We start from the raw sequence: 24614 nt of genomic DNA, 5'->3' as shown, positions 1-24614 counted from the left end.
TCTTCGATCAATGCAACTCGTCCGTCCATCTATTGGTGCGCGAACACTGGCGGTTCTACTGTCAATTGCCCTAGTCGCTTCGATCTTCGGCATGCTCTTTCTGCCGTGGCAGCAAACGTCACGCGGCGCGGGCCGAGTCATCGCCTACCATCCGACCGAACGTCCCCAAACCGTCGAAGCACCCGTCTATGGGCGTGTCGCCCGTTGGGGCGAGAACATCGTCGAAGGGGCGATGGTTACCAAAGGCCAGCTAATCTTAGAAATCGATGACAATGATGCTGAACGGGCATTTCGACTCAATCAGCAAGTGACCGCGACCGAGCAGAAGCTTTCGTTTGCCGTCGAGAAGGTCAAGTCATATTTCTCGCAGATTGAAGAGTATCGCCAGTCCCGTACTCTGATTACCGAGTCGTATCAGCAGTTGCTCGCTGTTGCGGAGCAGAAAATTCAAGCTGCCGAAGCAGATTTATCTGCGGCCAAAACAGCTGAGTGGCAGCTTGAACTCGATCATCAGCGGCAGAGTACGCTCGCCAAGGAGGGGATCGTCGGCAACTTGAAAGCACAAGAGGCCCAGACCAAATACGAACAGGCAGTCGCGAAACGGCGGGCCGCGGAAAACTACGTCGCTGCTAGCAAAAGCGAGCAGAAGGCCAAGCAAGCCGAGGGTGAAGCGAAGACGCGCGAAGCGACGACTAAAATTCAAGAAGCCGAGGCTAAACATCAGCAGGCCCAAGGTGAAGAAGCACTTTCGCGGAAAGAACTCGCCGAAATCCAGGGAAAAACAGCCCAATTTGGTCGTCGGCAAGTAACTGCCCCACGCGATGGGATCCTCTATCGCATCCATGTTTCCGACTACGCGCAAATGCTGAAGGAAGGTGATCCCCTCTTCACCATTGTCCCCGAAACATCGGAACAGGCAGTCGAACTATGGATCAATGGCAACGACGTACCGCTCGTCCGCCTTCAGCGCGAGGTCCGCCTGCAGTTCGAGGGCTGGCCAGCAGTGCAATTTGCTGGGTGGCCGAGCGTGGCTGTGGGAACGTTTGGGGGTGAAGTTATTGCCATTGATGCAACCGATGACGGCAAAGGAAAATTCAGGGTCCTGGTCCGGCCTACGACCGAACACCCTTGGCCGGACGAGCAATTTCTGCGACAAGGGGCCCGTGCCAACGGCTGGATTTTGCTCAACGAGGTCTCGCTGGGGTACGAACTGTGGCGGCAACTAAACGGCTTTCCGCCCGTTATTTCCACCGATGAGCCCAAGTCTGCAGGCGGGGATAAAGACAAGCAGAAAGTGAAGCTGCCGAAATGACACGGATGTCGGATATTTTCCTGGTCTTGAGCCTGATCTGTGCGGGCGGCTGCCAGGTGTTTAAGGACGGCGCGGCAAATGAAATCCTGGAGATGAGCAAGAGCCCCGCAGAGAAATCCAATCCGAAAAACACGCCGGTTGAGACCGTGGCTCAAGCGACCCAGTCCGACGCTACCCCCCAGGAACTTCCGCCTCCCAAGCAAGACGACCTGCCCCGGGAGGCGATTCCGCCGGAGCGGAACCAACTCGTCGCCCCCAACTTGAGCCCCGAGGCGACACCTCGCCAGCGGCTCGACGCGATTGTCCCCAGCTTTAGCCAAGATCAAACACTTGCACCCCCGCTGCTGCAACTGGAGCGGGTGAAGACTTCGGTCGTGGAGAAGTTCCCTCTGATTCAGAGTGTCATGGAGGAGGCGCGGATCGCGGCTGGCAAACAGCAGTCGGCACGGGGCGTTTTCGACGTAAAGTTGGTTGCCGAATCGCTGAACATGCCGCAGGGCTATTACAAGAACTATCGGCACGCGGTGAAGGCAGAACAAGCGACATGGATGGGCGGAGCGATCTATGGACAGTACCGCATCGGCAATGGCGATTTTCAGCCCTGGTACGGCGAACGCGAAACAAACGATGGAGGTGAGTTCAAATTGGGCCTGGCCGCTCCGCTCTTGCGCGGACGAGCCATTGATGAACGGCGAGCCGAGATAGCTCGCGCCGATCTCCAAGCCGCCGTGGTTACTCCGCAAGTTGAACGGCAGATTCTCGAATCTGTGCAGATTGCGGCCTATGTCTATTGGTCCTGGGTAGCTGCCGGACAAGCGTATCTCGTGACTCAGGAATTGCTCGATGTCGCGGAGGAGCGTGACCGGGCGATACGCCGACAGGTGGAACTCGGCAATCTTCCTCAAACGGAACTGCAACAAAACGAGCGTTTGATCGCATCGCGGCAAGCCAAGTTGATCGAAGCCAACCGTAAGCTGCAGAGCTCGGCGATTAAACTTTCGCTGTTCCTCCGAGATGATGCCGGCGATCCCATCCTTCCCTCGACCCGCGAACTTCCCACTCGATTTCCGGAGCCAACCGATCCGAGCGGTTTTGATTTGGACTCCGACATCAGCCGAGCCGTTGATCAACGTCCCGAACTACGGGAATTAACAGTCATCCGAGAGATCGTCGCCGTCGACTTGCAACAATCCGAAAATGAACTGCTGCCCAACTTGACCGCTGTCATGGAAGCTTCCAAGGACGTCGGCGGCCCGGCCAGCACCAAAGGAGACAAAACCCCTTTTGAGCTAGAAGCCGGGCTTCTTTTCGATGTTCCGCTGCAAAGGAACAAAGCTTACGGCAAGATTCAATCTGCCCAGGGAAAACTGTCGCAGTTGTCGCTCAAGCGAGAATTCACTGTCAATAAGATTGTCTCCGAAGTTCAAGACGCCCACTCCGCCATGATTGCAGCCTACGAGCGGATTGGGCGGACCCGTCAAAGCGTGGAGCTGGCTCGGAAACTGGTCAAAGCCGAGTACCGAAGCTTCGAACTCGGTAACAGTGATGTGTTACGAATCGCGATCCAGGAAAGCGCCGAGCTCGACGCACGCTACCTCGAAATCGAAGCTCTTCTCGACTATTTCCAAGCCCTTGCACAGTATGAGGCTGCCGTAGCAATCCCCTAGTACCGACAGTTAGATTGCCACCGGTTTGCAGTGATCGCCTTCAATTGCCTCGACCGGTACTCCTGCCAAGGTGTAAACGACGGTCGAATAGTGCAGCGCGCGGCGGTTGAAAAGCGTGGCGCTGGGGTGGGTGAGGTACCTGGCGGGGGGTGTCAAAGTAGCGGGACATGCGTTTCTCTCAAAGGGGTTTCCACACCTTCTCTTGGAGCACCGACATGTCCCATCAGGCTTTGTATCAGATTCTTGGGTTACATGGCTATCAGATCACGAACGTCGAACGGGAGCTGAAGCAGTTGCTCGTGCATGCTCGGCCGCAGGCGCATTGAGTGTGCTGTAGTGTGTACGACAGCCCGGATGTGCTTCGACGAGGCTGATTCGCAATTTGCCGATCGGCAATGCTTGCACCTGGGTGGTGGCCATGCTGCCATGCGTCGAGTGCTGGGCGTGCGGCATGGTGGGGCACGTAAAGATCGGCTTTGCCGACGAACCAATAAGCGGGATTTCGAGCCGTGCTGAGTGTCACGACATTCGGGACTTTTCCCGCGAGTTCTCGCCACCGAAGACGCGGGAGCCAAGCATTGGACATGTACAGCATTTCGGAATTCCGTGGGGACGCCTGGACGGAGGGATTTTCGATACCTTCGACAACCAGCAGTCCTTGCGGTCCGTGCAAATCCTGCGAATGGTTTGGGCAGATTCCTCACTCGACCGACATCAGTCAATGGCGGCAACGGACTGGCTGCAGCTTTGGCAACGCAGGGCACGATTGGCGGCTAAGCGAGCATGCCGTGCTGCGGCTCTGGCCGCCTGGAGTCGTTTCGGAACTTCGGCCCCGTGCCAAAGTACATCTCGTCTGGTGTCTGGCCATGAAACGCGGCGTGCGGAAGATGAGAATTGCACTGGTCCACGTAAAACGCGACCAGCTTCCCTACCGTTGCCAATGTGTCGACCGTGTTCAGGTACAGCTACTGATGTTTGAGAACGCGCCACCAGGACACGAACATCGCCCTCGGCGCGAGCCAGCCTCGCGCTGTAGATCGGGGTACTCCGAACCCGACTGCCGCGGCGATGTTCTTGCTGTTGCAGACCATCTCTCGCAGGCGATGATCATACCGGCGCTGGGTCCGGGTGGTTGAGGTCATCCCTCAATAATCACCGAGAACACGTCGGTGTGAAACTCAACGGGACAGAGGAGGGTAGCCATCCGATTGGCGAACTCGCGACGAAAGTCCCAAATGTCTTGGCGCACAGCACGCTTCCTCGCTTGCGAACCGTGTTCGCCGACGGCGGCTACGCAGGCCAGCTGGTCGACTGGTTTTGGGATTCGGTCCGTTGGAACTTGGAAATCGTAAAGCCAACCGCTGCGGCCGGATTTCAACTTCTCCCCAAACGCTGGATCGTCGAACGTACCTTCGCTTGGCTGAGCCAATATCGTCGCCACAGCCGCGACTACGAATAGCTTCCCGAAACTAGTGAAGCGATGATCTAAGTCAGCATGATCTGGCTCATGCTCCGCAGAGCAGGCAAACGCAAAGCAAAAGCTTGATTTTCAGACAGCCTCTTAGGCAAGGGGTTCAGGATGTAATGGCCAACACGCAGGAGCGATCGGCGACACAAAACTATCGGGCTTGACGGTCAGAACGCTGCAATCGCAAGTGTTAAGCACCTTTTCCGCCGTATTGCCGAGCAATAACCCATTGATGCCGCTCCGGCCGACTGTCCCCAACGCAATCAGGTCGGCGCGCACGTTCCGAGCAGTTCGGCAAATGTCTTTCCAGGGCGTTCCCCAATCCAAGTGAAGGCGAATGCGACTACGATCGGTCGCCACCGAATCGACGAACGACTCAAGCCGCTTTTGAGCTTCCGCATTGATTTCATTTCGAAGCGAACTCCCCTCTGGAATCTTTGAGATGACGTCTTCGGGTACATCCATTGAATCAACGACGTGCAGCAGGTGGAATTCGGCCTCCGCCTGCTGGGCTACCCAAAGCGCCTGCTTTACAGCTTTGAAGCTCACCTCGGAGAAGTCGGTCGACGCCAACACAACTTTCGGCGGGCCGTCATGCTCTTCCTTCGCGATCCACACACTCGCTGGGCACTTCCGAATAAGCAGCTTGGCAGTGCTTCCCACAAAGAATTGCTCCCATGCGGCCAAACCCCGCGTGCCGGCAAGCACGAGATCGTAGCCTTCCTGTTGCACAGCATGGGTGATCTCGACGAACGGTTCGCCCAAGAGCGTCTCAAACTTCACGTCGAGATCCATCGCATTCAGATTCACAATCGACCGGCGCATCTTCGTGTCGGACTCCTGGCGAATTTCACGCTGGAATAGATCGCCTTCGCCATACAGCAAATCCAGACGTGCCTTATACGACGACGAATGCACTGCCCGCCGTAAGTCCGGCAACGTATGCGCTAACACGATGCCAGCGCCGGTCTGTCTTGCAAGCCACACGGCCTGCTTGAGCGCCGCGTCGGCATGTGGCGAGAAATCCGTTGCGACGAGAATCTGCTTATAACCGATCTCAGAAGTGGTCATCGTCTCTGCTCCCATTTGCGAGTCCGCGATACACCCGTTCAACTTCACGACTTCAGCATGCTACTGCGCCAGAAACAACGGCCGGCTCGCGTTCTGGATCGCGTGCAAGGCGGTCTCACCAAAGATGCGTCGCAACAGCAGGTTCTTCGCACTATTGCCCACAACCGTCAGGTCCGCCCCCCACTCTTCTGCATAGGGAAGCAGATGGGCCCTCGCGGAGTCAGGAACGAATGCTTCCTCCGGTTCAAATCCGTGTGCTCGGCAGTACTCCGCCGCGTCGCGCACGAGTTGCTCCGCCTTTTCGGCTGCGTGCTCAAAGGTCACGATCCGTAGTTTGGCCTCGGGCCACAGTCGCATCTGCACAAACCGCTTCATGGCTTTGGCGGACTCCATTGAGCCGCTGTAGGCGATCAGCACCTTCTTCACCGGATAGAAACCCTTCGAGACGGCGAGAAGTGGGCGGACACCCGCTTGCACCAGTCGCACCAGGGCGTTGTGTGGATCGGGGACGAGATCAAACTCGAACAGACTCCGCAGGCCGAAGATCATCAGGTCGTGGTAACGTGCCTGATCAATCAGCAGCGTGAACGGTTCACCGACCTCATGCAACACTTGATGCCGCACGCCGGCCGCTCGGCACGCTTCAGTGAACTCGTGCTCGGCCCACTCACCGCGTTCCTTTGCTTTCTCTAGGCGGTCGTTGGCGAGTTCGTGAGCGTAATGACCACCACCAATCGGGACTGGTCCAGAATAGGTCAGGCGGCCTTCGTCGATGATACTGACGCCGGTCACTTCGGCATCGTGCGCCATCGCTAGCGCGACGGCTTGGTTGATCGCGGACACGGTATACTCCGTGCCGCCAAGGCCCACGAGAATGCGTTTGAGCATGACAGATAATCCTTTCAGTTAAGGGAATGAAATAAACGATTTGCGAGTTTCAAGCGTTCTCTTGTTTCAGAATCGCCAGGATGGTTTTCAGCACGGTGTCAGGGTTGAGCGAGATGCTGTCGATACCTTGCTCGACCAAAAACTGCGCGAACTCCGGGTAGTCGCTGGGGGCCTGACCGCAGATGCCAATTTTGCGACCCCGGGCACGGCAGGTGGCGATTACCTGGGCGATCATCTTTTTCACCGCTGGGTTGCGCTCGTCGAATAGCGGTGCGACAATGTCGCTGTCGCGGTCGACGCCTAGAATGAGTTGGGTGAGGTCGTTCGAGCCGATGCTGAAGCCATCGAAGAGGTCGGCGAACTCGTCGGCAAGGATGACGTTGCTGGGGATTTCGCACATGACGTAAATCTCCAGCCCATTCTCTCCCCGCCGCAGTCCGTGCTTTGCCATTTCGGCCTGCACTCGACGGCCTTCCTCTACCGTGCGGCAGAATGGAATCATCAGTTTAAGATTGGTGAGGCCCATCTCGTCACGCACTTTTGTCACAGCGCGACATTCGAGTGCGAAGCCCGCCTGGTAGCGGGGATGGTAGTACCGGCTGGCTCCCCGAAAGCCGAGCATCGGGTTCTCCTCGTCTGGCTCGTAGGTTTTGCCGCCGATGAGATTCGCGTATTCATTGGTCTTGAAGTCGCTAAGACGCAGAACCACATCCTTGGGATAAAACGCAGCGGCAAGCATCCCGACGCCCTGCGCCAGCCTGTCCACGAAAAACTGCGGCTTGTCGGTGTAGCCTGTCGTCAATCGCTCGATCTCGGCTTTGGCCATTCGGTCGTCAAGCCGCTCGAAGTCAACCAGCGCAAGCGGGTGGATCTTGATGTAGGTCGTGATGATGAACTCCATCCGCGCGAGGCCGACGCCTTCGTTGGGGATGAAGGACAGCGAGAAGGCTTCCTCAGGATTGGCCAGGTTCATCATCACCTTTGTGCGCGGCTGACCGAGCGACTTGAGGCTCGTGCGTTTCACCTCATAGGGCAGCACTCCTTCGTAAACAATTCCAGTGTCGCCCTCGGCGCAGCTCACGGTGACCAACTGGCCGTCCTTCAGTGTGTCCGTGCCGTGCTCAGTGCCGACGACGGCCGGTACGCCTAATTCGCGGCTGACGATGGCGGCATGGCACGTGCGGCCACCACGGTTCGTGACGATGGCGGCGGCTTTTTTCATGATGGGTTGCCAGTCGGGGTCGGTCTTGTCGGTAACAAGCACTTCGCCCTCCTGAAACTGGCCGATGTACTGCGCGCTCTTGATGACCCGCACCCGCCCCGTGGCGATCTTTTCGCCGACGCTTCTCCCGGTAATTAGCACAGGGCTCCGCTGGCCCAATTGATAGGACTCCAGCACGTCGAGATTCTTACGGGACTGCACGGTCTCGGGCCGCGCCTGCACGATGAATAGCTCGCCGGTAATCCCATCCTTGGCCCACTCCAAGTCCATCGGGGCAGGTTGGCCACGCTTGGCGGAGTAATGATCCTCAACAAGGCAGCCCCAGCGCGCGAGTTCGAGCACCTCGTCGTCGGTCAGTGACAACCGCGAGCGATCGGCGGGTGGTACGGGGACATTCTTGACCATCTTCCCGCCGCCCAGGTCATACACGAGCTTAAATTCCTTGCTGCCCACGGTTCTTTGCAGAATTGGCCGGTGGCCGGTCTTCAGGGTGGGCTTGAAGACGACGTACTCGTCCGGAGTGACCGAGCCTTGCACCACGTTTTCGCCGAGGCCATAAGCGGCGCTGATGAGGACGGCGTCGCGGAAGCCGGTCTCGGTATCAATAGTGAACATCACGCCGGAACAGGCCAGGTCGGAACGCACCATCCGTTGCACGCCGATGCTGAGTGCGATCTTGAAGTGATCAAAGCCTTTGTCGACGCGATAGCTGATGGCACGGTCGGTGAAGAGCGAGGCGAAGCAGCGTTTGCTCGTCTCCAGCAGGGCTGCGACACCCTGCACGTTAAGATACGTTTCCTGTTGACCCGCAAAGCTCGCATCAGGCAGGTCTTCGGCTGTCGCTGAGGAGCGCACGGCCACATCGAGCGGCACAGCGTTATTACCTTGCAACTGACGATACGCTCCAGCAATCTCATACTCCAAGTCCCGTGGCAGTGTCGCGCTGAGAATGGCTTGACGTACAGCGTGGCCCCGCTGGCTCAGGTTGGCCATGTCGTGAGTGTCGAGGTCGGAAAGCGTAGTGCGAATGCGCTCGTCGAGCCGTGCTTCGCGGATGAAATGGCGGAATGCTTCGGCCGTGATGGCAAATCCATCGGGCACTTTCACGCCCTTGCCGGTGAGTTCGCGGACCATCTCGCCGAGCGATGCGTTCTTGCCGCCGACGAGCGGGATTTCGCCGATGGCGATGTCAGCGAACCACTTGATAAAGGCATGCGGGGCGGATGCGCTGTGGGTTTGGCGACCGGGCTGTGTGCTCTGGTTCATAGCGTGGTTCCCTCCAGGAATGGCTCGCGAGTTTCGAGTGCGAGCAGGTTGTCAGTTGTCATGCGAGCGATCTCGCGGAGCATATCGGTCATAAAATCACGGCCAAAGCGGCGGCGATAGCACCATATAGCAGCATGGGGCCCACGGTCCTTTTGAGGATTTCGCCCTCTTGGTTAACTAGACCGAGCACTGAGCAGACGGCGACGATATTGTGGATGGCGATCATGTTGCCCATCGCGCCGCCCACCGATTGCAGGGCAAGGATGGTCGTGTGGTCGAGTCCCATCCGCGTGGCGATGGAGTCTTGGATCGGGCCGAACGTTAGATTCGAGATGGTGCATGAACCAGCAAAAAAGGCGCCGAGGGCTCCGAGATAGGCAGCCAAATACTGCCAACAATCGCCGGTGGCCGCGGCCAGCGAACTGCCGATCAAGATCACCGAAGACTTGTCTCCACCGACAGTGAGCAGCCGCACGAAGACCAGCGCGCCTAGCAGGGCGAGAATGGGATTGCGCATCTGGGCAGCGGACTCCTGCCACACGCTTCTGGCTGTGCCTGCGGGCGCGGAGAGGACGCGCCAAGATACGATTGAGACCAGGATGAACGGGATCAGCGAAGGGACGTAGAGAATCTGGTGTGTCCAGTCCGTATCCGTGCCGAAAATACCCCGCAGACTCAGTACCAGGGACTGACTGATGGAAAGGCTGCCAAGGCTGCCGAGAGGGAAATCCCAGCCCGGAACCGCGGCGGTGAGCAGACCGCGCAAGCCGAACGCGGGAATCCGCGTGGCGAGCAACACAAGTACGGTGGCCCATAGTGGGAAGAGCGCTTTCACCACGGCGCGTGTGGTCGGAGTCGCGCCGGAAGTTTCCTCCCCTTCATCCTCGCGAGCAAGGCCGACTCGATGACGCGCCAGCCATACGGTGACCAACAACCCAATCAGTCCGCCCGCGACGGCGGGAAATTCATCATCCACCAGCGCTAGTAAGAACATGGGCACCACGCTGGCGGCCAACGCGAGGTAAATGAAAATAAGATTGCGCCAAATCTCCTGCCAACTTATCAACAGGCGGAAGGCCAACAGTGGGACAACACAAGCGGCAGCGCTGTGGACGAGCGCCGTTTTCCATGCCACGGCGAGAAATTCCTCCTCCGTTAATCCGAGTTGCGCGAATCCGAACCAAGTCGGCGTGCCCACCGCACCGAATGAGACCGGGACGCTGTTGAGGATGAGGCAGGCCATCGCCACACGCAACGGCGGAAATCCTACGCCCACCAGCAAAGGCGCGGCCAGGGCAGCGGGCGTTCCGAAACCACTCGCTCCTTCGATGAGAAATTGAAACGACCAGCCGATGATGACGACCTGCGCGACGCGGTTGCGAGAGAGATGATTTAGCCAGTGGCGGATCGTGTCCATCGCTCCGCAGTGTTCCATCGTGCGGAACAAAAAGATTGCACCCCACACGATGAAAATCGGCGTCAGCGCCACCAGCAAACCTGCCATCACCGAGGCATTCACGAGGTTGGCATCGGTGCCAAACCAAACAAGTCTGACGCCATAGGCCATGATCGCCGCGAGCGGCAGCGCCTTGGCGGAAGGAATCGGCGCCCTCTTCGTCATCCAATAGATGAGTAGCAGGACTGGCCCGGCGGCAAAGATGAGATCGGCGGCGGTCATTTAGTCCTCCGCGCGGTTTGCAATACGCGAATCAAATCGTCGAGCGAGGGCGATGCTCCCATGATCCAGCGGCGCACTAGTTTCGCCAGAGGTGCGCGCACCTGCCCGTCGCGAGCGAGAGCGCACGCCGCAGTCGCGGCTCGGGCCCCCTCCGGCAGCGTGCACATTTCCGTCGCGATCTCTGCCGCCGTTTTCCCCGCAGCGAGACTTTGCCCGAACTTGCGATTGTGGCTGTCGCGCGAGAATCCCGTCGCCACCAGATCACCCAGCCCGGCCAGTCCATAGAGCGTGCTCGCCCGACCGCCGTGGGCGCGTGCGATGGCGGCCATCTCATGGATGCTGGCATTCAATGCAGCGGCTTCGACATTGCGCGAGCCGCCACTCAGTGTTTCGAGACAACCCAGGAGGATGGCATAGACGTTCTTGAGGACGCCCCCAAGCGCGGCACCCGCCACATCGGTCGTGGTGGTGACGCTGAAAGCCGGTCCGGCCAGCCAATTCGCGACGCGCCTGGCAATGGGATCATCTTTCGCTGCCAGCACGACCGCGGCGGGAAGCCCGCGTGCAAGTTCGTTGGCGATGGCTGGTCCGGCCAAATGCACGCAGGAATGGCCTGGCGACAGACGCTCCATCAGAATCGAAGGCAGTTGCCTCGTCCGCGGCGCGAAACCCTTCGCGAGATTGAGGAGAACGGCACTCTTTAGCAAAGCGGGCACGACCGGAGCCAGCGTCGAAGAAACGAAAAGCGAGGGCACGCCGACCACGACAAGTGCCGCATCGGTGACACACTCGCCTGCGTAGCACGTGGCACGGACGCCCCCATGCAGACGCACGCTTGGCAAGAAGCGACGGTTTTCGCGGTGCAGGCGGATGTCCTCCACGACTTCAGGAAAAAAATCCCAAATCGCCACATCGTGGCCATTGCTAGCCAGCACATGAGCCATTGCAGTGCCTATACTGCCCGCGCCGAGTACTGCGATCTTGATTCGTGTCATGTGAGCGGACATCTGGCGTGTTGTGGGTCGAATGCATCAAGTACTACTTGTGGTTTCATAGTGTTGTTCCGGCGAGGAATGGCTCGCGGGTTCCGAGTGTGATAATGTCCTCGGTCGTCACGCGAGCGATTTCGCTGAGTGCCTCCTGGGTCAGGAACGCTTGGTGTGCGGTGATCAGGACATTTGGGAAGACGAGCAGGTGCGATAGCTCGTCGTCGAGCAACACCTGTCCCGAGAGATCTTGGAAGAAGATGCCTTCCTCTTCCTCGTAAACATCCAACGCCACGCCGCCAATGTGGCCTGACTTCAACGCCGCGATCAGCGCAGTGATGTCGATCAGTTTGCCGCGGCTGGTATTGACGATGAACACGCCAGGCTTCGTCCGTGCAATGGTCTGCGCGTTGAGCAAATGGAGCGTATCCGGCGAGAGCGGCAGGTGCAGCGAGAGAATGTCGCTCGCCGCCAGCAGGGTGTCGAGGTCGGTGTAGTGGATGCCGTGGGCCTTGGCCCAGTCGGACTCGGGGAACGGATCATGGGCTATGACGTTGGCCTCAAAGCCACGGAATATCTGTGCAGCGATCCGGCCAATCTTGCCGGTGCCAATGATGCCCACGGTCTTGCCACGAATGTCGAAGCCCACGAGTCCGCTGAGCGAGAAGTTCAGCTCGCGAACACGGTTGTAAGCGCGATGGATTTTGCGATTAAGCGTGAGCAGTAGCCCGAAGGTGTGCTCGGCCACCGCGTGAGGCGAATACGCCGGCACACGCACCACGACGAGGCTGAACTCGCGAGCCGCAACCAGATCCACATTGTTGTGGCCGGCACAACGGAGAGCGATCAGCTTCACGTCGAGTGCCGACAATTCCTTCAGGCACGCGCGATCCGCTTGATCGTTGACGAAGACGCACACGGCCTGCGCGCCACTGGCATCGTGAGCCGTCTCAGCATTGAGCCGGAGGTCGTGGAATCGCCACGAAATACGTTCAGCTCCGGCGGTGCGAGCGAGGTACTCCCGATCGTAAGGCTTCGTATCGTAAACGGCGGTTTCAATCATGGAGTCAATTCTTTCACCACAGAGTCAAGACGAAAGTTGGAAAACGAGAAATAAGGCCCCGCCCAAGATCAGCAGCATCAATAGCGCATCGGGTTCGACAACCCGCCGCCGTTTCTCGACGTGATAAAGTTGCCCCAATACAGCAACGGCCGTCGCGAGGATCACCGCCAACGACGTCACCGCATGCGACTGTGAGATGTCCGCAAAGAGTGAACCAGGGTGTGCCGCATCCAGGGGCACAAACAGAATCATGTTGAACGCGTTGCTGCCAAACACATTGCCGATTACGAGGTCAAAAGAGTTCATTCTCAGCGCGGTGATGGATGCCACCAACTCAGGCAAGGAAGTACAAAGCGCAACAAGAGTCGTGCCGACAAAGGTCTTGCCCAGCCTGGAGAGATCAGCCAGTTGTCCGGCTACGTGGGCTAGACGTGGCCCGGCGAGAAAGAGCACCAGGGTCGCTACCGTAAAGACGACAACCGGCCTCCACAGTGGGGGCTGGACAGGTTTCTTGCCGCCATCGTCCGGCTCCGCCGCTTCCGCGGCGTCGGCCGCAGCGCGAGCGGAAACCCGCTGGTCGAGGAAGATCATTCGGACGCCAAGCAAGTACGCCACGAGTATTCCCCATGACCAGATTCCGATCCCAAGGAAGGAGAACCCCGGCAGGCGAGGTGCCGTTAGAATGGCCATGCCGGCGAGAGCTGTGACCGCGATGCTTAATGTGGCCGAGAGTGCGTGGGCAGCGGCCTCGCGCGAGAGCATCTTTCCGCCGGAGCGGTGAGCCAAGTCCAGGACGGCCAGAATCAACAGATTCATTATACTGCTGCCAAGCAGATCGCCAGCCGCTAGCTCGGGCATCCCCTGTCGTACCGCCGATAAGTCGACGGTCAATTCGGGCAGTGACGTCGCTGCCGCAAGTAACACACTGCCGATCAGAAGTCGGCCGAGCCGCGTAATTTCTGCGATCTGGTCGGCCGACCGTGCGAGGTATGCTCCCGCCAGCGCGACCACAGCGGCCAACGCGAAAAACTCAAGGGAAACAGCAATCATGCGCTATCCCTCGATGCAGGAAACAGGGTGGTGACGATCGTAGTGGGGGCGTGGCTTGCAATTCGCCACTCCTGCCGTTCCCTCTGCTTCCGCCCGCTGTTGCTTCGAGACGAAGGAAGACTCTTGTCCGTCATTCGAGTTGCCGGTCAGATGACGTTGACGCGGCTCATCTGCAACCTGGATCAAATCGACCACCTGAGTGACGCCCGCGACGCGCTTGATGCATTCGACGGCTACCTGCCGCAAGTAAAACGTAGGCACTTGGCCTTGAACCACCGCGACCCCTCGCTCGACGCTGACCTCTAGGGCCCGATGAGACCAACGACAACGCTGGCAGAGAAAACCATTCACTCGCTGCAGCAGATTGCGGTCGGCTTCAGCCGTGTCCGGCGAATTGTCTAATGCCATCTCAACGTCTCCTTCCCCTCGTGCAATTGATTGATCCGTCGATCTGAACCGTTTAGCTTCGAGCATTTATCCTTGAGCGGAGCGTGCTCCCGCTAGTTCAGCGTTGACCTCCCGCTCAGCCTCCAGCCAGAACTCAACTCCATCTCCCGCCGGGCATCCAGCGGATTCCCATTTGCTGTGGGCACGAGCGCGAATTGTTTCCTCGTCGACATGAATCGGTTGCCCATTGGAGTGGCACATCGATCCGCACGCGAGTTCGCCGGCTAAAGCTACGGTGGCATTGGGATCGGTAAAGGAAGCGGCTGCCGAAGTTGTTCGGTTCGTCTCTGATTCGAGATTGGCTGAGGACATGGTTTTCTCTTTGTGAGTAATTGAAACAAACCAACAGCATTCGAAGATCCGTGTAATTGCACTTACAGTCGTATTCCAAGTCACGAGACTTCCGGCGCAACAGGCGATACGAAGCCTTCAGGCTTGACCGTCAACACCGAGCAATCGACGGCATCCAACACTCGTTCCGCTGTATTGCCGATGATGAACCCCGGAATTCCGATACGACACACGGTGCCGATCGTGAGTAAGTCGATGCCTAACTTGGCCACCAATTGGGGAATAACCGTCGCGGCATCACCTTTGATCAAATGAAGGAGATAGTGTTCCACCGAGTGTTTCAAGAGCAGCTTCTCAATCAGCTTTCTTCGCCGGTTTGCCTCGTCGCGAAGCGCGCGGTCGATATCGACGTCGGGAATGCCAGTCATTCGTCGCATTTGCGATTCGCCCAGGAGGGACCAAGCATGGACAATGTGGAGCTGGGCGTTTTCCCGGATCGCAAGCGATGTGGCCAGTTGCAGGATGAGTTCGTTGAGCGTGTCATGGGCGTCTCCCGTAACCTCTGGATCGATGGCCGCCAGAATCCGCCTAAACTGCTTTTTTCGAGAAGGCTTGAGCACCAGTACCGGAGAGGGACATTTCCGCATGAGCCATTTCGATGTGCTTCCAAAGAGTCGTTGTCGGATGCCGCCTTTTCCCTCGGCGGTCATAATGACGAGATCGCGCCGATTCTGAATGACATCTCGAATGATCTCCAGGAACGGTTCGCCAATCATGACGCGTGTCGAGGGGCGCACGCCGAGCGACTTCACCGACCTCACGAACTCCTTTAAGCGAGCCTGTTGCTCCTCCTGGAACTGCGACTGCATATTGATCGACTTTTGCCCGATCAGCAGACTGCCCCATGAATTATTGGTTTCCTTGATCGCGTGCACGATCGTCAGCCTGGCGCGGTTCTCCTTAGCTAACAACGCGGCCCGCTGTAACGTGGAATCGTCGCATTCATAAATGAGCGAGATGTTCTTGAAGCGTTTCATGAGTGGTCAATCTAGTGATGACGGCGGGTATAAATCGCGAAGTGGGGTATAGTCGTGCTCAAAGCTATTGCGCCAGAAATAGCGGAATGGTTGTATTGCGCAGCGTTTCGAGCAGCGTGTCGCCCAGGACTCTCCGGGTAAGCACGCTTCGAGCACTGTTGCCCATCACAATCATGTCGGCTTGCCACAAAGTCGCCGCGGCCAGTAGCAACACCTTCGGATCGCCCGGATTGGACTGGTGGCACACGCTATAGCCGTGCGCTCGGCAATAGTCCTCGGCGTCTCGCAGCAGTTCGTTGGCTTTAGGTTCCGACGGGTGAAATGTCACAATCTTCAGTTCGGCCCCCGGCCAGAGCCGCATCTGGACGAACCGTTTCATGGCTTTGGCGGATTCCATTGTGCCGTTGAAGGCGATGATCACGCGAGAAATGCGGCGGTACTTCTCCGATACAGCAATTAGCGGACGGACGCCCGCACTTACCAACCGAATCAAAAGTGATTCAGGATCATCCGCCAGAAAGTCGTATTTAAAGACGCTACGCAGTCCGAACACCATCAAGTCGCTATACCTTGCCCGATCGATAAGCGCCGTGAACGCATCGCCCGATTCCTCGACCACGCGATGTTTAATACTGGCTCTCTGGCAGGCTGTCTCGAAATCGACGATTGACCGTTGAATTTGTGAAAGAGCAATCTCCATCCGCTCCGCGCGAATCGCCTCACGATTGGGCTCACATCGAAGGCGACTGCTGTCAAGAATGGCGACTCCGGTCACTTCAGCGTCATAGGATTGCGCGAGTGTGACCCCCCGTTGAATCGCTACGGGCGTGTATGTCGTACCCGCCAGTCCCACCAAAATGCGCTTAATCATGTCCAAACCCCTTGCTCGTAAGCCTTCAGGGCTTACCAACTGTTAGCTGGCAGCCTAAGACGCTGATATCTTTAAGTGAGTCGCCGTGCTTGAAAACCAGCATCGTCCGCTCGCTGCAGGCAGTGATTTGTTAATCGAGATCATTGAACTCGCTGATTCATCAGAACGTGGCATTCAAGGCAACTTCTCTCCAAACGAAGAGCGGCCTCTTTGGCTGTGTCCATATCCTTCTCGCGGGCTGCGGTTCTCAAGTCATCCACCGCCCCGCGGAAACTCTCACCGTGCTTTTGATATTCGGCAGTCGAAAGGTACCCTTTGATTGTGTTACCATAGGCCGTCATCTGATCCGCAGCCGTTTCCACGCGACGTAAGTCGCCCCGGATCATTCCATCCAGAATGTCTTGCATTGCGCTCGTTTTGCGATGCATCAACTGTTCCTTTAGTCCGCCTTGGGGCGGCTTTCGGTCAATCTCGGCGACGGTTCGCCATAACCAGAAAACCGACGAGAGAATTGCCACAATCGCCAGCAATGCACCTGATACAGCGGCAAGTAGTCGGACATTGCCTTGGGAAATCATCGTTCTAGTCCCCTGGCTTTATTTTCTGTAAACACAATTACGCCAACAGACGCCCGATCTGTCCATTTCCGCCGAATCCACTTCTCCATCCCCACAATCAAATGGGCCACCACGGCGGTCAGCAGAATTCGCCACCAAGCGTCCCAACCAATAGGTGCGCTATGGAAGAACCAGTTCATGAAAGGGGCGTAGGTGAACAGTAACTGCAACGCCACCATGCTCCCCACGCCGACCCAGATCCAGAGATTCGAGAACACCCCCAGTTGAAACATCGATTTCGTCAGCGACCGGCAATTGAACAGATAAAACAGCTCCACCATGACGATCACGTTCACCGCCACGGTTCGGGCGTGTGCGTCGCCGCTCCCTTTGCCCAGCGCCCACTCAAACGATCCAAACGCTCCCACGAGTATGACCAGCGAAACGAGCAAGATGCGACCGATCAGAACGCCAGTTAGGATTGGCGTCTTGGGATCGCGCGGAGGCCGCGTCATGATGTCGGGTTCCTTTGGTTCGAAGGCCAGCATCAATCCCAGGAATAACCCCGTGGACATATTGATCCACAGAATCTGCACTGGCAGGATCGGCAGGGTGGTGCCGGCGAAGATCGCGGCCAGGATCACCAAGCCTTCGCCCATGTTTGTAGGCAGCGTCCAAACGATGAACTTGGTCAGATTGTCGAATACTCCGCGTCCTTCCTCGACAGCCGCCTCAATGGTCGCAAAGTTATCGTCGGTCAGGACCATGTCGGCCGCTTCCTTGGCGACTTCGGTGCCACTGACCCCCATCGCCACACCGATGTCGGCCTGTTTAAGTGCCGGGGCATCATTCACGCCGTCCCCAGTCATTGCCGCGATATGGCCACCCGCCTGGAGAGCGCGGACTAGCCGCAGTTTTTGTTCGGGAGTCACGCGCGCAAATACCGCCACCTGAGCCGCAATGTCGATCAGTTGGGCATCCGATCGTTCCGCCAGTTCGCGGCCGGTCAGTACCAGCGGGCCTTCGGGCCTAGCTGTGCCCCCCCCGCCATTCAGTCCAATCTGTCGGGCAATGGCCTGGGCGGTCAGCGCGTGGTCGCCCGTGATCATCTTGACGTGAATTCCGGCTGACTGGCAGGCCCGCACCGCGCTGATCGCTTCTGGCCGCGGCGGGTCGATCATCCCCTGCAGCCCCAAGAACGTTAGCTGGTTCACGTCGGCATGGGTGACGGACGTCACATCGCCGGGCAACTCGGCAGAGGCCAATACCAACACCCGCAGCCCTTTCACGGCCAGGCTTTCAAGCTGCCGATGCACTGCGGCAGAGTCCAGCGGAACCTTGCGACCACTCGCATCGAGCATCGCCACGGACTTCGACAGAACCACCTCCGCTGCACCTTTGACATACAGCTTTCGCCCCACTGGGGACTTTCCCTCATGGAGCGACGCCATGTACTGATGCTGACTTTCGAATGGGATCACGTCGATCCGCGGAAAATGTGCAGACGATTCCTTTTGGTTCAGGCCGCCCTTGGCTGCCGAAGCAATCAATGCGCCTTCCGTGGGATCACCCTGAACTTCCCAGCGCCCCGCCTTCTCGGCCAGCGCTGAATCGTTGCACAATAGGCCCGCCAGTAAGCATTCCCGTGCGGCGAAGTTGTCGGCCAAGGCGACGCCTGGCTCGCTCAAGTTCTTAATCTCGCCAAGGGGACCATAGCCGGTGCCGGAGACTTCATACCGCGAATCTCCCGCCAGGATTTCGCTCACGGTCATTTGATTAACCGTGAGCGTGCCAGTCTTGTCCGAACAAACGATCGTGGTGCTTCCCAGCGTCTCGACGGCGGGCAACTTACGAATAATGGCTCTCCGACGAGCCATCCGCGCGACACCAATCGACAACGTGATCGTGACTGCCGCCGGCAGCCCCTCTGGAATCGCTCCGACCGCCAGCGCCACTGCCGCCATGAACATCTCGAACGCCGGTTGCCCGCGTAAACAACCCACTAGAAACGTCACGCATGCCAGTCCCAATATCACTACCAAAAGCAGACGGCTGAACTTCGCAATCTTGAGAGTCAGCGGCGTCTCTAGAACGTCGGCAGTGGAAATCAACTTCGAGATGTGTCCCACCTCTGTACTCGCGCCCGTTGCGAAGACCACTCCCCGCGCCTGCCCGTAGGTCACGAGAGTGGATGTATAGGCGAGATTGCGGCGTTCCTCGAGCGAAGCATTAGCAGCCATTACGTCCACTTGTTTGTTCACAGGGACAGATTCACCGGTCAGAGCCGATTCATCGACTTGCAGGTCGCGGCAGTGGAATAGTCGCAGGTCCGCGGGCACCTTGTCGCCGGACTGCAAAAAGACGATGTCACCGGGCACTAACTCGGTGGAGGAGATTCGCCGCATCTCACCAGCCCGCAAGACGCTGGCTTCCGTCAACGTCGTCTGGGTCAGCGCCGCCAGCGCTTTCGCGGCGCTGGACTCCTGTAGAAAACCAATGACAGCGTTCACGAGGACGACGGCAAAGATTACTCCCGAATCGACCCACTCATGCAAAAATGCCGTGATAGCCGCCGCCGCGAGCAGGATGTACACCAAAGGTGTGTGGAATTGCAGCAAGAACCGCATCCACGGTCCGAGACCTCTCGCGGCGGGAATCAGGTTGGGCCCGAAGCGGGCCTGACGCGTCTGAAGCTCTAGTATGTCGAGCCCCTTTTCGGCGTCCGTTCCCAATAGCTGCAGGACTTCGTCCGCGGGAAGCTGATGCAAATTCTCTCCGATGAGTACGTCCACTGCGTAGCCTTCCCTCCTGGTTTTTGTATTCAGTCGTCTGCGACTTATGGGAGCGAAGGCTCCACGACAATCACACGGGCTTGCCTATTTGGGCGTACTAACACCGCTGCGAGAGATGCGCCAATCGCACGTGGAGTAAGCAAAGTGAATGCCACCAACTGGTGCGCCGAAAACACCGGGAACAGTGCGTTTCAAAAGGATGTGCTTTCATGAACTGTGCTCGCCAAACCGCACGCGTGTGCGAGCCCGCACACTGGACGGGCGCAGATCTGACAGATCTGCTGTGCCCCAATTTGGACGGGCACCTGCCGAAGTGGGCACGTCGCGCGGACCGGCTGGGAGTCTGTGGGAACATCGGGGCGATCATCGCGTACCATTATGGCATCCTCTTTGGACAGCGACTGACAACGGACTTGGTGTGCCAATCAGACTGCACTCATGCAAATGGACCAGTAAGTCTTTAAGGCGATACGGCTTTCGAAGTCTCGCTGCGACCGGCGGGCCTGCGACGGAGCCAGATACTTCCGGAAGGACGTCAGTCGAAGTCAGTATCAAAGGAATTTCCGACCACCTGGGAACTTGTTGCATGAGAGCCCGGACACCGTCACTGCCCCCCCAGAGCAGTTCTCGATCGAGCACGACGACATCGGGCAGTTCGCGTCGCAAGTCGGCGACAGTATCAAGCCCGTTCGTGGCGATGTTCACTTCGTGCCCGCTATCCGACAAGTAGTGCTGGGCGACTTCCAGAAACACCTCGTCACCGTCAGCAATTAACACTCTCATACCACGCTCCTTTTTCGTAACGGCTTTTCGGCCGCGTTCCGTACGGTCGTTCAGCCATTTCTATGCGGGCGGCACCTGATTTGACCAAGCCAGCGGTCAGGATTATCCGGCGCAAGCCGGCCGCCAGAAATCGAAGCGCAAGCCATTCGCGTATGGCGGATTCCGCCATGCCTGTAGGCGAAGGCATCGCTAGAATGGTAGTGGGCAAGCGTTAGCTGCCAGAGCAAAGCGATTAGCCGCAATGTGACCAGTGTGGACGTCGGGACGTAATGGAAAAACAACCACCGAAACAAGAACCTGCCGAAGCGGAGTGTCGCTACCGCTGCCTGCGTGCTGCGGTAGCCGATTACCAGTACCACGTTCGGATCGAGGGTGGGCGGGTCGTGGAGAAGATCCACGGACCGAACTGCGAGGCCATCACCGGATACAAGCCGGAAGAATATATCGCCAATCCCTTACTGTGGTTTGAAATTGTTTTGGAGGATGACCGTTCCGTCGTCGAGCGGCAAACGGCGCAAGTTCTTTCGGATCAACAGGCGTCTGCGGTCGAATACCGCATCCGGCGAAAGGACGGCCAACTCCGCTGGATCCTGAAAACGGTCGTTCCTTACCGGGATGCTCAAGGCCAGGTGATTGCCTACGACAGCCTTCTCCGCGACATCACCTCAGGCAAACAGGCTGCTGAATCACTTCGGGAGAGCGAAGAGCGTTTTAGGCTGTTATTCGAGGATGACTTCACAGGAGATTATCTCGCCGCGCCGGATGGAACGATTTTGCTTTGCAACCAGGCCTTCGTGGAGATTTTCGGCTTTAACAGTCGGGAAGAAGCTGTTGGGAGCAGCCTGGCGAACCTCTATGTCGCCCCCCTGTCGTGGCCACGCTTTATCCAACTCCTCTTGGACAATAAAGCCTTAGAGCGATACGAAAGGACCAGCCGACACAGTGACGGAACGATCCGCCATGTCATCGAAACCGTACTGGGAACGTTCAACGCTCAGGGCGAACTCCTGCGAATCAAGGGATATGTTTTCGACGATACAGTCTCCAAACTGGCCACGACGCGGATGCAACGCCGTAATGCAGAGCTGGAAGAAGTCGTATCGCACCGCACGCAGGCTTTGCGTGAGAAGCACGAACATCTCGAAGCCATCTGGAATTCCGCGTTTGACGCGATCATTACGATAGACAGCCAGGGCCGGATCGAGACCGCCAACCGGGCTGCCGAGAAGATGTTCGGCTACTCGAATGTCGAGATGATCGGTCAGAACGTTAAGATATTGATGCCATCTCCGTTCCGAGAGGAGCACGACGGCTATCTCCGGCATTATCTCGAAACGGGTGAGGCGAGAATTCTCAACATTCCTCGCGAACTCGTCGCACGTCGCAAAGATGGCTCGACGTTTCCGATCGACCTGTCGGTAACCCAAGTCGACCACTCGGGATACTTCACCGGGATCATCCGCGACATCTCGGAACGCAAGGAATTGCAGGCACATGTTCTGGAAAGTGCCGCCGAGGAACAACGCCGCATCGGCCGAGAACTGCACGACGGAACGGGACAGGAACTCACCGCTCTTTCATTAATTGCCGGATCGCTACTGAAGCTCATTGCAGCCGTGCCGGCGAAGGAAACTGAAGGCCATGTAGTGCGGCAACTCGATGAAGCCGGCTTCGTCCGGATTTGCGACATCGCCAACAAGCTCAATCGGAAACTCTCCGAGACAAATCGCGACATTCATCAGCTCTCCCATGGCATCATGCCCGTGCAGATCGACGCGGAGGCGTTGCGCTCGGCACTGGATGAGCTTGCTGCATCGACCAATACACCGCCAACTGTCAGTTGCCGTTTCGAGTGTCCTCTGCCGGTTATGGCCGCGAACAATACGACGGCGACACACTTGTACCGCATCGCCCAGGAAGCGGTGAACAATGCCCTCCGTCACAGCCAGGCTGACGAGATTTGCATTTCGCTGCGGCAAAACGACGACCAGATTGTCTTGGAAGTTAGTGACAACGGCGTTGGCATCGACGCCGTTGACAGCCGCGTCGCCACCGTTCGCAAAGACCGAGGCATGGGACTGCGAACCATGCAATACCGCGCTGGAATGATTGGCGGCACGTTGCATATCGAACGCCGCGAGTCAGGGGGAACGCTGGTAAGATGTGTTTCGCTTTTCCCCAGGGTGATTCAGTGACTAAACGCCTTTCGCCTGCCAGAATCTTAATCGTCGATGACCACCCTTCCGTCCGAGATGGGCTGTCGTTGCGCATTTCCCTCCATTCAGATCTGGAGGTGTGCGGCGAAGCGGACTCCGAAGATCAGGCACTCGCATTTGTAAAGCAAACCGGCCCCGACCTAGTCTTGGTGGATATCTCTCTGAAGAGCGGCCACGGCATCGAGCTGATTAAACGCATCAGGTCGCTCGATCCCGCCGTCAAAATGCTGGTCGTCTCAGGCTTTCAGGAGTCACTTTACGCCGAGCGCGCCTTCCGAGCTGGCGCACTGGGATATCTCAATAAACAAGAATCCAATGAAAAGATGATTGAAGCCATCCGCACCGTACTCGCCGGTGAACGCTTCCTCAGCCCGGAGATCAGTCGTCGGCTCATCAACCAAGCGTTGGGCGCGTCCGACGTGACCAAAACGCCCATCGAACACCTCACCGACCGCGAACTCGAAATCTTCCGTATGATCGGCGAAGGCCTGACCACCAGCGCGATAGCTAACCGGCTGTTCCTCAGCACGCACACAATCGACACGCACCGTGAAAACATCAAACGCAAACTCGCCGTCAACACTGCCGCCGAGCTATCTCGGGCCGCCGTCCAATGGTTGCTGGAGAACGGTTGAGCATTTCTGACCCGGTGCATTCCACGAGTCGCAGGCCTACGTATGAGCCTAATGGTCGGCTCGTAGTGGACTGCTGAGCGATAGGCTGAAACGGCCTATCGTGTGGGATATCCCGTCGAAACAAAAGTAGGAAATTGCTAAAATTGGGTTTACGCAGATCGGCTCTCTGCGAGTAAGGCTGCAACGATGCAGCCTGAAGACAAGTTCGGCTGACAATCTCAAATTTTGAGGAATCGATGTGCCTCAATTCATGGTCCCCATGTCTGTTTTGCTGATCGGTCTGTTGACTGCCTCTCCCGCCCTACCGTGCTCCCGCGTCCTTTGGGTCGCGGCGGACGGACAGGTGTTCGTCGGGCGGACCCAGGACTGGACGGAGAAGGCCGGCTCTGCCTTCCGCGTCTACCCGCGGGGGATTGAGCGAACCGGCGCGGTGGCCGAGAACCCGCACAAGTGGACTTCGAAGTACGGCAGCCTGGTCGTCACCGGCTACAACATCGGCACCACGAGGGAGTCAATGAGAAGGGGCTATGCGCCCACGTCCTTTACCTCGCCGGCGTGTGTGACTACGGCAAACGCGATCCCAAGGTGGAAGGGATCGGCGTGATGCAGTGGGCTCAGTACTACCTGGACAACTACGCGACCGTGGCCAAGGCCGTCGAAGCGGCGAAGACCATCCCGTTCCAGATCGAAACGCTGGTGCTGCCGAACGGTTTCCCGACGTTGATTCACATGTCGATTGCCGACACGTCGGGCGACTCGGCGGTGATCGAGTACATCGACGGCAAGGCCAAGGTGTACCACGACAAGCGGTTCACCGTGATGACCAACGAGCCGACCTACGACAAGCAGATCGAGAACCTGAAACAGTACCGCACCTTCGGCGGGGACAAGCCGCTGCCCGGCGAGCGGACACCGACGGACCGTTTCGTGCGGGCGGCATACTACGCCGAAAACCTGCCGAAGCCCGCCAACCGCGACGAAGGGGCGGCCTATACGTTCAGCGTCATCAGGAATGTGTCGGTTCCCTTCGGCAAACCTGACCCCAAGAAGCCGAACGTCTCCAGCACTATTTTCCGGACCGTGCAGGATCTGACCGGCGGCCGCTACTACTTCGAGAGCACGTACGCGCCCAACGTGGTCTGGATCGACATTACCAAGCTCGACTTCAGCAAAGGTCTGCCCGAAACGGAATTGAAGGTCGAGAAAGAGATTCTCAAACTCAGTGGCGACGTGACTGACAAACTGGAGAAGGCGAAGCCGTTCGTATTCGGCATGAACAAGCGTTAAAACTCCAGTCGATCCTGTCGTGGAAAT

20 protein-coding genes are annotated in these 24614 nt (G+C 57.9%); 6 read left to right on the top strand and 14 right to left on the bottom strand.

Annotated features, from left to right (window positions below; genetic code table 11):
• Window positions 1-91: 91 nt before the first annotated feature.
• The 3 genes from ETAA8_RS20995 to ETAA8_RS35730 all read left to right on the top strand — a co-directional run bounded on the left by ETAA8_RS20995 (window position 92) and on the right by ETAA8_RS35730 (window position 4438).
• Window positions 92-1312 carry an HlyD family secretion protein gene (locus ETAA8_RS20995; RefSeq protein WP_202921145.1) on the top strand — a complete coding sequence of 407 codons (1221 nt, stop codon included), beginning with the start codon at window positions 92-94 and terminating at the stop codon, window positions 1310-1312.
• Window positions 1309-2979 carry a TolC family protein gene (locus tag ETAA8_RS20990; protein WP_145092871.1) on the top strand — a complete coding sequence of 557 codons (1671 nt, stop codon included), beginning with the start codon at window positions 1309-1311 and terminating at the stop codon, window positions 2977-2979. Before ETAA8_RS20995 ends, ETAA8_RS20990 begins: the two co-directional genes overlap by 4 nt.
• A gap of 1171 nt (window positions 2980-4150) precedes the next feature.
• A complete protein-coding gene (locus tag ETAA8_RS35730) occupies window positions 4151-4438 on the top strand; it encodes a transposase (RefSeq protein WP_202921144.1) in 288 nt (95 codons plus the stop codon).
• A gap of 102 nt (window positions 4439-4540) precedes the next feature.
• Here the strand turns inward: ETAA8_RS35730 and ETAA8_RS20980 are convergent, their stop codons facing one another.
• The 14 genes from ETAA8_RS20980 to ETAA8_RS20915 all read right to left on the bottom strand — a co-directional run bounded on the left by ETAA8_RS20980 (window position 4541) and on the right by ETAA8_RS20915 (window position 20449).
• On the bottom strand, window positions 4541-5518 hold the full coding sequence (locus tag ETAA8_RS20980) for a universal stress protein (RefSeq protein ID WP_202921143.1): 978 nt from the start codon (window positions 5516-5518) through the stop codon (window positions 4541-4543).
• 60 nt (window positions 5519-5578) lie between these two features.
• The gene (locus ETAA8_RS20975; RefSeq protein ID WP_145092861.1) at window positions 5579-6406 is read right to left on the bottom strand and encodes a universal stress protein; all 828 of its coding nucleotides are present in this window, start codon (window positions 6404-6406) and stop codon (window positions 5579-5581) included.
• 49 nt (window positions 6407-6455) lie between these two features.
• A complete protein-coding gene (gene ppsA, locus ETAA8_RS20970) occupies window positions 6456-8894 on the bottom strand; it encodes a phosphoenolpyruvate synthase (protein ID WP_145092857.1) in 2439 nt (812 codons plus the stop codon).
• A gap of 88 nt (window positions 8895-8982) precedes the next feature.
• Entirely contained in the window at window positions 8983-10572 is a 1590-nt protein-coding gene (locus ETAA8_RS20965; protein ID WP_145092854.1) for an L-lactate permease, read from the bottom strand.
• Window positions 10569-11567: an NAD(P)H-dependent glycerol-3-phosphate dehydrogenase gene (locus ETAA8_RS20960; RefSeq protein ID WP_202921142.1), complete on the bottom strand. Its 999-nt coding sequence runs from the start codon at window positions 11565-11567 to the stop codon at window positions 10569-10571. Before ETAA8_RS20960 ends, ETAA8_RS20965 begins: the two co-directional genes overlap by 4 nt.
• 55 nt (window positions 11568-11622) lie before the next feature.
• Window positions 11623-12621: a 2-hydroxyacid dehydrogenase gene (locus ETAA8_RS20955; RefSeq protein WP_145092847.1), complete on the bottom strand. Its 999-nt coding sequence runs from the start codon at window positions 12619-12621 to the stop codon at window positions 11623-11625.
• A 24-nt stretch (window positions 12622-12645) separates the two neighbouring features.
• Window positions 12646-13671: a sodium:calcium antiporter gene (locus tag ETAA8_RS20950; RefSeq protein WP_145092844.1), complete on the bottom strand. Its 1026-nt coding sequence runs from the start codon at window positions 13669-13671 to the stop codon at window positions 12646-12648.
• Window positions 13672-13674: 3 nt separating this feature from the next.
• On the bottom strand, window positions 13675-14079 hold the full coding sequence (locus ETAA8_RS20945) for a BON domain-containing protein (protein ID WP_202921141.1): 405 nt from the start codon (window positions 14077-14079) through the stop codon (window positions 13675-13677).
• 66 nt (window positions 14080-14145) lie between these two features.
• Window positions 14146-14319, bottom strand: coding sequence for a DUF2934 domain-containing protein (locus ETAA8_RS35955; protein WP_145100797.1), 174 nt, complete (start codon window positions 14317-14319; stop codon window positions 14146-14148).
• A gap of 191 nt (window positions 14320-14510) precedes the next feature.
• The gene (locus tag ETAA8_RS20935; RefSeq protein WP_145092839.1) at window positions 14511-15446 is read right to left on the bottom strand and encodes a universal stress protein; all 936 of its coding nucleotides are present in this window, start codon (window positions 15444-15446) and stop codon (window positions 14511-14513) included.
• Between the two features lie 64 nt (window positions 15447-15510).
• Entirely contained in the window at window positions 15511-16317 is an 807-nt protein-coding gene (locus tag ETAA8_RS20930) for a universal stress protein (protein WP_145092836.1), read from the bottom strand.
• A gap of 140 nt (window positions 16318-16457) precedes the next feature.
• The gene (locus tag ETAA8_RS20925; RefSeq protein ID WP_145092833.1) at window positions 16458-16895 is read right to left on the bottom strand and encodes a cytochrome c; all 438 of its coding nucleotides are present in this window, start codon (window positions 16893-16895) and stop codon (window positions 16458-16460) included.
• Entirely contained in the window at window positions 16892-19666 is a 2775-nt protein-coding gene (locus ETAA8_RS20920) for a cation-transporting P-type ATPase (RefSeq protein ID WP_145092831.1), read from the bottom strand. The genes ETAA8_RS20925 and ETAA8_RS20920 overlap by 4 nt, the downstream gene beginning before the upstream one ends.
• A 363-nt stretch (window positions 19667-20029) precedes the next feature.
• Window positions 20030-20449: a response regulator gene (locus ETAA8_RS20915; protein ID WP_145092828.1), complete on the bottom strand. Its 420-nt coding sequence runs from the start codon at window positions 20447-20449 to the stop codon at window positions 20030-20032.
• Between the two features lie 269 nt (window positions 20450-20718).
• Here ETAA8_RS20915 and ETAA8_RS20910 point away from each other — a divergent pair, with 269 nt between their 5' ends.
• The 3 genes from ETAA8_RS20910 to ETAA8_RS20900 all read left to right on the top strand — a co-directional run bounded on the left by ETAA8_RS20910 (window position 20719) and on the right by ETAA8_RS20900 (window position 24587).
• Window positions 20719-22644, top strand: coding sequence for a sensor histidine kinase (locus ETAA8_RS20910; protein ID WP_145092825.1), 1926 nt, complete (start codon window positions 20719-20721; stop codon window positions 22642-22644).
• Window positions 22641-23300: a response regulator transcription factor gene (locus tag ETAA8_RS20905; protein WP_202921139.1), complete on the top strand. Its 660-nt coding sequence runs from the start codon at window positions 22641-22643 to the stop codon at window positions 23298-23300. The genes ETAA8_RS20910 and ETAA8_RS20905 overlap by 4 nt, the downstream gene beginning before the upstream one ends.
• 450 nt (window positions 23301-23750) lie before the next feature.
• Window positions 23751-24587 (top strand): linear amide C-N hydrolase, encoded by an 837-nt coding sequence (locus tag ETAA8_RS20900; RefSeq protein ID WP_145092819.1) that lies wholly within the window; start codon window positions 23751-23753, stop codon window positions 24585-24587.
• The last annotated feature ends 27 nt before the right edge of the window (window positions 24588-24614 follow it).

Origin of the sequence: Anatilimnocola aggregata (assembly GCF_007747655.1) — a bacterium.
Classification (GTDB): Bacteria; Planctomycetota; Planctomycetia; order Pirellulales; family Pirellulaceae; genus Anatilimnocola; species Anatilimnocola aggregata.
Note: the sequence above shows the minus strand (reverse complement) of the source record. Positions and strands in the feature narration are given on the sequence as shown.